At 58.5% G+C, this 12,679-nt stretch carries 12 protein-coding genes; 3 read left to right on the top strand and 9 right to left on the bottom strand.

Annotation, left to right across the window (positions count from 1 at the left end; all coding sequences use genetic code 11):
- Positions 1 to 127 precede the first annotated feature (127 nt).
- The 5 genes from FHT85_RS16815 to FHT85_RS16795 all read right to left on the bottom strand — a co-directional run bounded on the left by FHT85_RS16815 (position 128) and on the right by FHT85_RS16795 (position 5,625).
- Positions 128 to 1,165, bottom strand: a complete 1,038-nt coding sequence (locus FHT85_RS16815) for a 4-hydroxyproline epimerase (protein WP_112336627.1) — start codon at positions 1,163 to 1,165, stop codon at positions 128 to 130.
- Between the two features lie 177 nt (positions 1,166 to 1,342).
- On the bottom strand, positions 1,343 to 2,635 hold the full coding sequence (locus FHT85_RS16810; RefSeq protein WP_409527336.1) for an alpha/beta hydrolase: 1,293 nt from the start codon (positions 2,633 to 2,635) through the stop codon (positions 1,343 to 1,345).
- A gap of 563 nt (positions 2,636 to 3,198) precedes the next feature.
- A complete protein-coding gene (locus tag FHT85_RS16805) occupies positions 3,199 to 4,080 on the bottom strand; it encodes an aldo/keto reductase (protein ID WP_112336629.1) in 882 nt (293 codons plus the stop codon).
- Between the two features lie 195 nt (positions 4,081 to 4,275).
- The gene (locus FHT85_RS16800) at positions 4,276 to 4,920 is read right to left on the bottom strand and encodes a TetR family transcriptional regulator (RefSeq protein ID WP_112336630.1); all 645 of its coding nucleotides are present in this window, start codon (positions 4,918 to 4,920) and stop codon (positions 4,276 to 4,278) included.
- 57 nt (positions 4,921 to 4,977) lie between these two features.
- Positions 4,978 to 5,625: a class I SAM-dependent methyltransferase gene (locus tag FHT85_RS16795; protein ID WP_112336631.1), complete on the bottom strand. Its 648-nt coding sequence runs from the start codon at positions 5,623 to 5,625 to the stop codon at positions 4,978 to 4,980.
- A 215-nt stretch (positions 5,626 to 5,840) separates the two neighbouring features.
- On the opposite strand from FHT85_RS16795, the gene FHT85_RS16790 reads away from it, so the two are divergent.
- Positions 5,841 to 6,761, top strand: coding sequence for an SDR family oxidoreductase (locus FHT85_RS16790; RefSeq protein WP_112409812.1), 921 nt, complete (start codon positions 5,841 to 5,843; stop codon positions 6,759 to 6,761).
- Between the two features lie 74 nt (positions 6,762 to 6,835).
- On the opposite strand, the gene FHT85_RS16785 is transcribed toward FHT85_RS16790, so the two are convergent.
- A complete protein-coding gene (locus FHT85_RS16785) occupies positions 6,836 to 7,168 on the bottom strand; it encodes a BA14K family protein (protein ID WP_246780017.1) in 333 nt (110 codons plus the stop codon).
- A 286-nt stretch (positions 7,169 to 7,454) separates the two neighbouring features.
- Here FHT85_RS16785 and FHT85_RS16780 point away from each other — a divergent pair, with 286 nt between their 5' ends.
- Both FHT85_RS16780 and FHT85_RS16775 read left to right on the top strand, forming a co-directional pair.
- Entirely contained in the window at positions 7,455 to 7,904 is a 450-nt protein-coding gene (locus FHT85_RS16780; RefSeq protein ID WP_112336633.1) for a MarR family winged helix-turn-helix transcriptional regulator, read from the top strand.
- The gene (locus tag FHT85_RS16775; RefSeq protein WP_112409811.1) at positions 7,901 to 9,451 is read left to right on the top strand and encodes an MDR family MFS transporter; all 1,551 of its coding nucleotides are present in this window, start codon (positions 7,901 to 7,903) and stop codon (positions 9,449 to 9,451) included. Before FHT85_RS16780 ends, FHT85_RS16775 begins: the two co-directional genes overlap by 4 nt.
- A gap of 39 nt (positions 9,452 to 9,490) precedes the next feature.
- On the opposite strand, the gene FHT85_RS16770 is transcribed toward FHT85_RS16775, so the two are convergent.
- From FHT85_RS16770 to FHT85_RS16760, 3 genes are all read right to left on the bottom strand, one after another.
- Positions 9,491 to 10,363 (bottom strand): WcbI family polysaccharide biosynthesis putative acetyltransferase, encoded by an 873-nt coding sequence (locus tag FHT85_RS16770; protein ID WP_112336635.1) that lies wholly within the window; start codon positions 10,361 to 10,363, stop codon positions 9,491 to 9,493.
- Positions 10,364 to 10,465: 102 nt separating this feature from the next.
- Positions 10,466 to 11,518 carry a GSCFA domain-containing protein gene (locus FHT85_RS16765; RefSeq protein ID WP_112336636.1) on the bottom strand — a complete coding sequence of 351 codons (1,053 nt, stop codon included), beginning with the start codon at positions 11,516 to 11,518 and terminating at the stop codon, positions 10,466 to 10,468.
- Positions 11,515 to 12,435 (bottom strand): WcbI family polysaccharide biosynthesis putative acetyltransferase, encoded by a 921-nt coding sequence (locus FHT85_RS16760; RefSeq protein ID WP_312861348.1) that lies wholly within the window; start codon positions 12,433 to 12,435, stop codon positions 11,515 to 11,517. The genes FHT85_RS16765 and FHT85_RS16760 overlap by 4 nt, the downstream gene beginning before the upstream one ends.
- Positions 12,436 to 12,679: the final 244 nt, after the last annotated feature.

Here is a 12,679-nt window from a genome sequence, read left to right as displayed (position 1 = left end):
GACCACAGCCTCCCATCCAGCCAATTGCTCAGACGAAAATGAGAGGGAAGTCCCTCTCCCCGTATGCGGGGAGAGGGTTAGAGTGAGGGGCAAGACTCTCAAAGCAGTGGGAGCTCGCACTGCGCCCTCAAATATCCCCAGCCGACGGCCCCCAGACATCCGTCATGGCAAAACCTTCCGCCATCGGGTCGAACGGATCCAGCGCCACCTGGCTCAAGCCGAAAGTGAAACCGCGGCCGGTGATCGTCGGGATGATGGCCGGCTTTCCGGCAACTTCGGTCTCCGCTTGCAGGCCGACTTCGAACTCCGAACCGATGATCGAGCGGGATTTGAAGATATCGCCGACCTTGGCCTTGCCGCGAGCATGCAGCGTCGCCAGATTGGCCGAATTGCCGGTGCCGCAGGGCGAGCGGTCGGCGCGGCCGGGCCACATGGTCGTGCAGGTGCGGATGGCGCCATCGGCGTCGATATCGCGGAACATCACATAGGCAACGCCGGAGATAGCCGGGATTTCCGGATGAACTACGGTCATCGCACGGTTGATCGCTTCCTTGATGACCATGCCGGCATGGACGAGGGCGGCCGCATTGGCCTTTTCGATCTTCAAGCCGATCTGGCCGACATCGACGAGCGCGTAGAAGATGCCGCCATAGCAGAGGTCGAGCTTGATCCTGCCCCATTGCGGTGTGTCGAGCCCGACATCCAGCTCATGCACGAAGGACGGCACCATGGTCAGCCGCACTTTTTCGCAGCGGCCGCCGCGGCAGGTCGCAGTGGCGCGCACGAGGCCGGCGGCGGTATCGAGCGTGACGATGGTTTCCGGCTCCTTCATCTCGACGATACCGGATTCGAGCAGCGCCGTGGTCACGCAGATGGAGTTCGAGCCGGAGCTTGCATGCGCCTGATCGGGCTGCAGAATGATGAAACCGGCATCAGCCTCAGGATGCTTGGCCGGCAACAGCAGGTTCACCGATCCGATCGGCGCGCCGCGCGGCTCCAGCACGAGGAAACGGCGCAGCTCCTGGCCCTTTGGATCCGTGTTCAGCCAATGGAGCTGCTCGGCAATGCTGTTGCCGGGGATCTTCGGCACGCCGCCGATGGCAACCTTGCCGATCTCACCCTCGCAGTGAACGTCCAGCAACTGGATCGTGCGCTTCCATCTCATCTCATCCACTCCAATCACACACGGCAGATCATGCAGCCGTCGACACCGATATCGGGCCAACGAATTGGCCGGTGCCATCTGACTGCTTGCATCTCTGATATATCAGACGGCGAGACATGACTATCGCGTTTCGCAGCGACGATGAATGCGGCCGCTCCGGATCGGATCATGATAGCATCATTGACGCAATGCTTCGCCGACATTGCTGCCGGTCGCCTCGACGCTATCGCCCAGAGATCCCACCGTATTGCCGGCCGATGCGCCGACGCGACGCCATTGCTCGCCGTAATTCGCGCGGGTGCGAGGATCGAAAATGGCAATCGGAGCGCTGACGGCAGCACCCGCCACGCTACCGACCGTCTGGGCTGCGCCCATGGCAACCGCGCCGACGGCATCGCCGATGCCGACATCGGAATCGGTGATCGTCTGGCCGGCAATCAACCGCGCACCGATCAGTTTCACCACTTCCGGGCTTTCAGCGAACTTGCCGTGATTGAGACCATCGCCGGTTTTGAGCTTCGTGAGATCGAGCACGGTAATCCCCTGCTTTTCCAGCTCACTGCGATAGGGCTCGGCTGTCGGGTCGATCTGACCGAGCCGGTCGATATTGCCGGAAATGCGACGTGAGAGTGAAAGCGCGCGATCGTCCCGTGAGACAAATAGCGTGAAATGCGGCTTGTCCTTGCCGAGTGCTGCGAACTGCCGTCCGAAGACATCGACGTCGAGATCAGGCGAGGCCAGGATGACATTCTTGATCTTCGGCGCAACGCGACCGTTGCGGATCGCCATCTGTCGCAGCGATTCGACTGCGAGCCAGCTGCCCATCGAATGCGCCATGACGGTGATATCGCCGACGGCCGGATCAGCGGCGACGCGCCGCAGCAATTCCTCGAGCGAGTCACGGGAATAGTTCGTGCTCTCCTTGTCATAGGCATAGTCGAAGATGCTGGCGCGCGACGGCCAGGTAAACACGATCGGTGCGACGTCGGCATGCGAATCGTGAACGATCTGCGCAAAGCGGTAGACGGCATCCTCATAGCGGTTGTTGAACCCATGCACGAAGATCAGCACCCGCCTGTTCTTTGGCAATTCCGCATGCACCCAGGCTCGCCCATTCGCCTCCGTCGCCAAAGGCTTGACGGCGGTGGTGACGAAATTTTTCAGCGGATCGCCTGGCAAGCGGCTCGGCCACTGCACCTGGCCGACCTTGCGATTGGCCTCCGGCGGAATAGAGACGCTGACGGCATCCACCTTGAGCCCCGGCCCGCGCTCACCCGAAAACAGGATGGCCGGATCTTTGTCCGGCAGCCGTGTCGTCGCGACGAGGAGATCGACCTTGGATGTGCCAGGCACGTTTTCACTGATGGGCTGCATAACCCCGATAGGGCGGCCGCAAGCGGCGAGCGACAATGTCGCAACCACGGCCATAGTTCGGAGAAACAGCTTTCCCCACCGGCCCGAACCCGCCATGCGCTGCATCATGCAACCCTTCCTTACTGCCGTAACGTCGCGCCACTCTACGCATGCATGTCCACGGCGCAAGCTGCTCCCGCGGTTCTTTGGCTCATGACGCAATGCTAATTCGCGACAGCATTGCAAAGGCGCAACGCAATCGTCCAACACCGCTAACCGATGATCTGGCTGAAAATAAAAAAAGAGCCCGATGCGGGAGGAGGATGCATCGGGCTCTTGATCCGGATTGGCAACTGGGAGGAGGAGGAGTGTTGCCAATCATTGAAGGAGCGCTGGGAGGAGGAGTGCGCTGCCTTCGAGGGATTAGATATAACGCCTGCGACAGCATGAACAGATCGACTTTCGCAATGCAGCAATGCACAAAGCGCATTGCTTTCTTTGCAAATGCCGGAAATATCGCATAACACGGGCATTTGAGGGCTTGCCAGCGCCTATTTTGCAGTCGTTATTGACCCAAATCCCGGGATTCACATGATCGTGATCGGCGTTTCTGCATGGGAAAGGGCCTTCGCCGACGCTTGTCCGGTCAGCAACCGCCCACCGGACAAACGAATTTCGACTTATGCAGCCTTGAAGGCCTTTTTGCCTTCCGCATCCAATGCTGCGAACTCCTCGTCGGAGAGGACGATGTTCACGGCGGCGATGTTTTCCTCGAGATGCTTGACCTTGCCCGTTCCGGGGATCGGCAGCATTACTGGACTGCGCTTCAGCACCCATGCAAGCGCGATCTGGCTCGGAGCGGCATTGTGCTTTTTCGCGATAGTATCGAGCAGCGAGCCTTCCTTGGCGAGATCACCGGCGGCAAGCGGAAACCACGGGATGAAGCCGATGCCATGCTTTTCGCAATAGTCGAGTACATCTTCGCTGGTACGATCGACCAGATTGTAGCGGTTCTGCACCGTCACCACCTTGAAATGCTTCGAAGCCGCCTCGATGTCGGCAACAGAGACTTCGCTCAAGCCCGCATGACGGATGATGCCGTCGCTCTGCAGCGACTTCACGGCATCGAACTGCTCGGCCGCCGGCACCTTGGAATCGATGCGATGCAACTGCCAGAGATCGATGCGATCGACGCCGAGATTGCGCAGGCTCTTGTGCGCCTGCTGGATCAGATATTCGGGGCGACCCACTGGCACCCAGACATTCGGTCCGGTTCGAGTAAGACCACCCTTGGTCGCTACCACAAGACCGTGGCCATAGGGATGGAGCGCTTCCTTGATAAGACGTTCGGAAACGTCCGGGCCATAGGAATCGGCGGTATCGATGAAATTGATGCCAAGTTCCGGAAGGCGCCTCAGCGTGCGGACGGCTTCGTCACGGTCCTCTGGCTCACCCCATATACCGGCACCGGTAATGCGCATGGCACCGAAACCGAGACGATGAACGGGGAGATCACCGCCGATCTTGAACTGGCCGGACTTGGCTGCGTCGAGTTCTGACATGATTATAGTCCCTTTTGCTGATCTGAAACATATCTGGCATGAGCGGCATCGGGAGGGATGCCGAGATTTTAAGGGCAAATCTGGGTTTCGCGAGGGAGAATGCGGTCGCGACCCGGTACTAGATGGGTCTGCATCGCGGCATATGCAATGCGTCGGGGCCGATCAGGCGGCTTCCCCTGCTCTAATCTGGCGCCGTCATGTGTGCCGCTGCGCCTGCTTCCCGAGATCGGCAAGCGCGGCCCAAAGCTCGTCGAACAGATTGCGGGCGAACTGCTCTACCGAGATATCCTGTGGAGATCGCATCCATCGCTCGCTGCCGATGCGCAGCATCGTCACGACGGCGGCCGCAAGCATGCCAAAGCGGAGACGCTCCTCCTCGCCGCCGCTGCCACGGGCAGACAGCGCGTCCGCGAGCTTCTTCTCCAGCTTGGCATATTTCAGCTGATCGCGAGCCTGAAGCGTCGGCGTATTGTGAATGAGGGCGGCCAGAGCAAGGCTTTGCGGATCTGCTACCGCCGTACGAAGGGCAGAATTGACAGCCGCCTCGATGACGTCGACGACCGAAGCATCCTCGGGCTGCGCGGCAACAGCACCGATCAGCTCGCGGGCAAAACCATCCTGCCAGGCGGCGACCACTTCTTCCTTGCTGGGGAAGTAATCGAAGAAGCTGCGCTTGGAAACATCGGCAGCTTCCGTGATGTCCTCGATGGTGGTGGCCTCGAAGCCACGTTCGAGGAACAGCCGCAAGGCGGCGGATTCAATGCGTTCGCGGGTTTGACGACGCTTGCGCTCGCGCCGGCCTTCCTTTACCGCGCTATCGACATCCGGCCTTTTTGCCATCCGCTACCCCCGGCACTCGCTTCGGCCGCCCCAAATCGGCCTTGCCGGCATTCGCTCCTAAGCGCTGATTCCGGCTTTCCCTCCGGTGCTACGATATTTGGCGCCGATGATCGAGAGCTCCAGAGGATTTTGCCGCGATATCCTGTAAACGCAGGCCGGCGGAATGTTGCGCACTGTGCCGCCAATGCGCTTTGCAGTGAGACCAAGGCTTTCAAGGATAGTTTTCTGCACGGGACAGCGCGGACCGTAGGTGAACTGATAGAAAGCCCCGCCCGGCTTCATCGTTTCAAAGGCGCCGCCAACAATGGCCGCGACCTTCGAGGGCGGCATGGAGAGTAGCGGCAGGCCGCTGATGACAGCACCGAAAGGCGCGTCATCGAAAAGACCGCATTGGCCGAGCTTGGCGGCATCCATATGCACGACCCTTGCCGCCGGAAAACGCTCACGCAGACGGACGGCAAACTCCTCGCCGAATTCGACGAGCGTCAGCGCGCTCTCGGGAATGCCTCGCGCCAGCAGCGCCCGGGTGAATACGCCGGTGCCTGGACCGAGCTCAAGGATCGGACCATCGACCGGCCCGATCTCCTGAGTCATCAGCCTTGCCAGCCGCTCGCCCGAGGGCGCGACCGCCGCAACGCGCATCGGATTGCTCACCCAGGAGCGGAAGAACTGCACAAAATCAGCGCACGAGGTCTTTGTCGTCATTCCGCAAATCCAATCTTCGGCCATAAGGCATGATGAGTGCCGAACAGCATGGCAATTCAAAGGCATGCCGCGCCATCCGGCTGCTGAAAGTCCCTGATACGCAAGTGTTGTCGCGCATTTTTCGCTTCTATATTTTCATTCAATGCAAACTTGCATTTAGTATATGAATTACCAGATACAACGGGCAATGCCAAATCTCTTCACAGGAGCCCGCAATGCCAGACTGGACAGTGAAAGATATTCCGCCGCAGACAGGTCGTATCGCAGTCGTTACCGGTGCCACCAGCGGTATCGGCTACGAGGCGGCAGAGGCTCTGGCAGCGGCCGGCGCCAAGGTCGTCATCGCATCACGCAACGAGGTCAGGGCCCAAGAGGCGATCGCCAAGATCCGTGCAGCAACACCGGGAGCAGACGTGACCTTCGAGGCGCTCGATCTTTCCAGCCTCGATTCCGTCGCGCGCACCGCGACCCGCATCGCCGATAGGCTGCCGCATATCGATCTGCTTATCAACAATGCCGGCGTCATGGCCATTCCGGACCGGCATGAGACCGAAGATGGTTTCGAGATGCAGATGGGCGCCAATTATATCGGCCATTTCGCCTGGACGATGCGGCTGTTGCCAAAGGTTTCTGCGGCCGAAAATCCGCGCGTGGTGACTGTCAGCAGCCTGGCGCATCGCAGCGGCAGGATCAATTTCGACGATCTGCAGTGGCGCAACCGCTATCGGCCCTGGCCCGCCTATTGCCAATCGAAGCTGGCAACGCTGCTCTTCAGTCTGGAGCTCGACCGCATCGCACGCGCCGAAGGCTGGAAGCTTAAAAGCATTGCCGCCCATCCCGGCTATGCCGTCACCGGTCTGCAAACCACGGGTCCCCGCATGGGCAGAGACCGGCCAAGCCTGTTTGAAATTACCATGAAGTGGATGGAGCCGCTTGCTTCGCAATCGGCAGCAGCCGGCGCCCTGCCGACGCTCTTCGCCGCTACCGCGCCGGAGGCGGAAGGCGGCGCCATGTATGGCCCGAACGGTTTCTATGAACTCAAAGGTCCGCCGGTGCGGGCCAAGATTGCCGCTCACGCCCGTGATCAGGCGATCTGGCGACGGCTGTGGGACATTTCCGAGCAACTGACCGGTTGAAGGCACTCCTTCCCGCAACGGTCTGAAAGAAATCCCCCTCCGCGGAACGGAGAGGGATTTCGATCTGTTTCACATTACGGGCTGATGCACTGGCGCCGCGGACCATTGGTCGGCTGATAAGTATTATCCGACGCACGATAGGTCTTGTAGCGGCTTGCACACCAGCGGACATGCGCGCTGCCGCGCGGCGGTTGTGATACGGCCCCGCCGATGATTGCTCCGGCTGTGAATGCAGCCATCGGATACCACCAGCCGTCATGACGCCGATAGCCAGGGCGATGATAGCGATAGCCGCGATGGCCGTGCCAGTAGCCGGGGCGATGATGCGGACGGTAGTGCGGACGATAATGGGGGCGATGCCGCCCGCGATAGTGTCTGTTGTGATGACGATATTGAACTTCCGTCAGGCCAGCGGGCTGCTCACCCGTCTGCTGGATGGCCGGCTGGGTCAGCGGCTGGATTGGGGCGGCTGCCACCGGATCGAAAGACGTAACGGCAAGCAGGGCACTCAAGGTAGTTACCGTTACGGTTGTCAGAAATCGTTTCACAGCTCTTCTCCTCCCGTCGAGTCGTAATACTGATGAACAACGCGCAATGATTGAAAATCTTTCACAATATTATTGCTTGCGCAAGTACGTGCCACGCGATAGGCATATAGATAGGAAGCCTATCTATCTATCAGTGAGAGACGTAATGGGTAAAGCCGACCGCCGTCAGGGCCGCGAGGACGCCTACGCGCTGGCCGAGGCTTTGCGCCCTGCACTCCATCGACTCTATCGACAATTGCGGCGCGAGAGCGACGAGGCCGACCTGTCGCCGCTGCATGCCCTGCTGCTCGTCGCCATCATCCAACAGCCAGGCATCGGCGTTGCCGAACTTGCTCGGCTGGAGAGACTGAGAGGACCGACGATTTCAGGCCATGTGAAGGCGATGGAGCGGGATGGCCTCATTACCCGCTCGGAACCGGACCCGAGCGACCGTCGCCGCAATGGCCTGGTGGCGACCGAGAAAGGTGAGGAAATCATCCGCAGCCTGAAACGACGGAGAACCGACTGGCTCGCCTCAGAACTCGCCAAACTGTCGCCGCAGCAGCGCGACGCCATTCGCGCCGCCATCGAACCGCTCATGGAGATCGGGCAATGAATGCGACCCTTCCGGCTAGTGCCACGCCATTGGCTTCGGCAGCAGACGTCCCGCCCGATCGCCGCGAGATCCGCGCCGTCATCCTCGGGTTGATGATCGTTCTCGGCCTCGGCGCCATTGACCAGAGCATCGTAGCGACGGCGCTGCCACGCATCGTCAGCGATCTCGGGGGCCTGACGCATCTCTCCTGGGTGGTCAGCGCCTATGTGCTCGCCTCGACCAGTACCATGCCGCTCTACGGCAAGCTCAGCGACCAGTACGGACGCAAGCCGATGATCTATGCAGCAATCCTCATCTTTCTTCTCGGCTCCGTGCTGAGCGGCATGGCGCAGACGCTGATGCAGCTCATCATCTTCCGAGCGATCCAGGGGATCGGCGCAGGCGGATTGCTGCCGCTGGCGCAGATCATCATCGGCGACATCGTGCCGCCGGCGAGACGCGGGCGCAATCAAGGCTCGATCGCGGCCGTCTTCGCCGTCTGCAGCGTCATCGGCCCGATCGCTGGCGGGGTCATCACCGATCTCCTGTCATGGCACTGGATCTTCTACGTCAACCTGCCGATCGGCGCCGTTGCGCTCGTCATGATCGGCCGTGCACTTAAGCGCCCGCATCAGGCGCGCAGCCGCCGCATCGACTATCTCGGCGCGGCGCTGTTGACGAGCTGTACGACGAGCTTCCTGCTGGTGCTCGCGCTCGGCGGCAATGAATGGGCCTGGAACTCGCCCGAGATTTTCGGGCTTTCTGCGCTTGCACTCGTTCTCTTCGTCTTTTTCATCCTGCATATCCGGCGTGAGCCTGAGCCTGTGCTGCCGCCCGATCTCTTCCGCAACCGGCTCTTCGTCGTCGCCTGCATCGTGCTCGCCCTCACCTTCATGGGCATGCTGGGAGCAAGCCTCTTCTTTCCGCTGTTCTTCCAGATGGTCATGGGGGTCAGCGCCTCGCATTCCGGCCTGCTCACCGGCCCACTGATGATCGGCGTCGTCATCTCCTCCATGGTCAACGGGCGTGTGCTGCTGCATCGCTTCGGGCGCTACAAGCCGGCGCAGCTCTGCGGCCTGAGCCTCGCAACCGTCGCCTTTGCCGTGCTCGCCTGGGCTGCCGCCACCAGCCAGGGCTTCTGGATCATCGAGCCGACGGTCTTTGCGCTCGGCCTCGGCCTTGGCCTCGTCATGCCCACAATGACCATCGCGGTACAGAATGCCCTCCCCCCGGTCCATCGTGGCGTGGGGACGGCGACGCTCGCCTTCTTCCGCTCGCTCGGCGGCCTCATCGGCGTCACCGGCTCGGGGGCCATTCTCGCCTATCGCGTTCAGAAAGCCGGCGGCGTCCTCCACGCGATGCATGGTTCCTCACTGACCGAAGCCGGCATGAAACAGCTCGCCACCGCCTCCCCTGAAGCGCATGACGCCGCGATAGCGCTCTATCGTCACGCTATCGCCATGACCTTCGCGACGGGCACGGCGATTGTAGCCCTGGCGCTGATCGTGCTGTTGTTCTTGCCGGAATTGCCGCTGGCGACGGATCACAGGCCGGGGGCCACGCAATGAAACTGAATCGGCGGGAAAATAGCCCGGTGTTCAGACCGCTTACATTAGCCGAGGAACCGAAGCTTCTTCGGCAATCGCGGACTGGACCACTTCAAAGCGCTCGGTGAAGCGGCTATCGGGTTTGATATTCTCTGTGGAAAATTGTGCATAAGCCGCGAAGCTCAGTTCTATAAAATGCTCGAGCGAAATTAGACGATATTGCTGATATCGCTTGAACATGTAAGAGCCCTCGACGCCTAATACTTCGCCGATTTCGGGATAGACCGGAAAGCAAGAGCCGGTCATGATCGTATCCGCCGGCACGATATCGGTTTGGTGGGGCTCGATCCCGCATGCCTGCAGAAAAACATGCGCAATATCATGGATCGGGCGCGCTTTTGAATGGTCGATGCCATACATGAAGCACTCGCGGCGCGACCAGGCCCTGAACCGCGCGGTTATATCCAGTCCGTATTCGGCAAAATGATCCAGCAACTGCTGACGTTCACCTTCCCAGCGATCAAGGAATCCGCACCGCTCGAAAATCTCGCGGCGAAATAAAGCCCTCGTCTTCTCAATGTTCAAGCCTGCCTTATATGCCGCCAAGACAAGCATCGAGTGGTAGGCACCCATAGCGCCGTCGAACGGGAGATCATTTGCGAGCACGAAGCAAATATCTGGATGATAAGCGTCGAACTTGATCGAGGGAATTCTACTCAATTGCCTGACTGCAGAGAAATCACAATAACCACGCTCTACGTGGGGATGGATGATTACCCTGTCATAATTGGGAAGCAGTTCGCGGTATTGGGCCATATTAGCGCCAAACGTCCATACATCGGCGTGATCGATGCGAATGTCATTGCTCAGCAGACGAAGCGAATTCGCCAAATTATGCGTCTGCGCGTTCGAAATGACCAACCATGCTTCCACAGAGAAACTCCCACTCTATTCGGCCGAATCCAGAGAACTCCACTCAAACGCATTCGATGATCCGCAGGCTTGGGATCACCGCAATTCGGATCAACAACGCAATTATGGGCGAAGCATTTCGATTTCGCGTTCGTCGCAGACCACGTGCTGATATTCCTCCTGAGGCGGAGCCAATGGCGCAAATTTCTCGGTCGGCGCCTCAACATGGGCCACATAGTTTCTTACGAAGCAGCGCATCACATGGGCGACGCCGAGATGATTGACCTCTCGATAGTCGTCTTCATAGTAAAGGCCGCCGGCATAGCTGCCGGTAATGATTTCATAGGACGGAAAGTAATCGACCCAGTCAAAGCGGGGTAGCATCTGCTCAGCTACAACTCGCAGGACAGATTTACTATAGGTTGTCGAAACCAAAACACTCCTGTCCTCATATGTAGCCACCAGCGGCACAGGCGAGACGGTTAACAACACCTTGACGTGAGGATTGATCTCTTTCAGCCTGCGCAAGACAAAAGTGAGGTCGCGCTCGATTTCCTCAACGTTGAAATTGACGAACTCATGCGCGTCGGGATCGAATGAACCGGCGCTCACGCCAGGCGCAAGCGGAAAGACCGATCCATCGACCTTCGATCTCCAGGCTTCGGTTAAGCCCAGGGTGAACACTAGGACGTCACATCCGAGAAAGACGGAGCGCACCGCCGCAAGATGTGCCCGCCGCGCTTCTATAACGTCCTCCTCGGTGTCGTAGCCGTCGGGCTCTACCTGCGGACGATAAGGATCTACGAACTTGCCATCCTTTCGCCGCCATGCCTTTTCGACGGGACGACGCGCATCGAAGACTTCCTCGAACAGCTGTCGCAATTGCCGTGCGGTATAAATATTCCCGTAGCGAGCCGAAAAGACACCGAAATTGCGCCTGGCTTTTTCCGCGTCGTTCAAATGATCCGCCCGCTCGGTGATAAAATAATGAAAGCCGATGCGCTGAATCTGGCGCGAGATATGCTGCGCAAAACAACTGCCAGCGGTTGCGACCTTTGAATTTCTGTCGATCTTAAACCGCGGCTTGACCACCGGATCAAATAGATGCGTTTCGACTCGAGCGACCGATCGACGCCATAGTTGGTAGTCCTTGATCCCAGAATATGGATTGGTCATGCTTCTGCCTCCGATATAACTTGTTTCACGCGATCGAAGCGACTGCGAAAGCCAGGCTCAACCAAGATCTCATTCGGATTGTAGGGCTGATAGACCTCGAAGCTCATCTCGATAAATCTCTCCAGCGAGATCAACTTATATTCTCCTGGCAACTTGAACGCGTAAGAACCACGGACGCCTATCGTCTCGCCGATCTCCGGATAGACGGGCAAACACGCACCATCTACAATCGTGTCGGAAGGCACCAGATCCGTCGCATTGGTTTCGCCGACGTGATTTTTGAGAAAAATGCGCGCAATGTCGAAAATTGGACGCGCCTTGGGGTGTCCCAAGCCGTGCATGAAGCATTCGCCGCGCGTCCAACGCCGAAAGGCGTTTGATAAATCCATTCCCATTGCTGCAAAGGACGAGATGAGCCTGTCCCTTGCCAATTCCCAACGCGCAAAGAAGCCGCATTGCTCGTAAATATCGCGCCGAAACAGCTTTCGAGTTTTCTCAGGAGTCCACCCTGCCTGGAACGCGGCGAGGACAATCATGGAATGACAAGCTGCAAGGGGCTTGTAGAGACGCACACCATCCACGCCGACAAAACAAAAGTCCGGATGATATGCATCGAACTCGACATTCGGAATTTCATTTACATTCTTCAAGCTCCGAAAATCATAACTAGTAAGTCTGACTTCTGGATTTATGATCACTCGATCGTAGGTGGGGATTTCGTTCTCATAATCCTGCATGTTCTTCTTGAAATGCCATACGTCGATGCAATCGAGATGAAAGCTATTGCCTTGCAACTGCAAAGAGCGGGCGAGGCCATAGGTATTGCAATTAGAAATCAACAACCAACGATCCATGGCACACCCTGACATAAGCGCATTGCTACCAAAATCGCCCACGAACCAACGAACAGAAAGCATTCCTCCGTTCCGATTGTGTGATTTCGGTTATATGGTTTGTCTATCTTCGGAAATGAGGAAGTATTTATTATACAACCGAGCAAAAAACGGAGCTATAAGACCTTACCGACGCCCCCAAGACGACTAAATGATGCATCAAGTAAACTTGCTGTATCCTCCCAATTCTATACCCATAGCGTCAAATCCGATCGAATCGCGCCAGACGTCTAAAATGGTTAGGATTTGGGGGTCGTAATCGGAGGAT

The sequence above is a fragment of the Rhizobium sp. BK312 genome (genome assembly GCF_014193605.1).
Taxonomy (GTDB): domain Bacteria; phylum Pseudomonadota; class Alphaproteobacteria; order Rhizobiales; family Rhizobiaceae; genus Rhizobium.
This window is presented reverse-complemented; position numbering and strand designations above follow the sequence as displayed.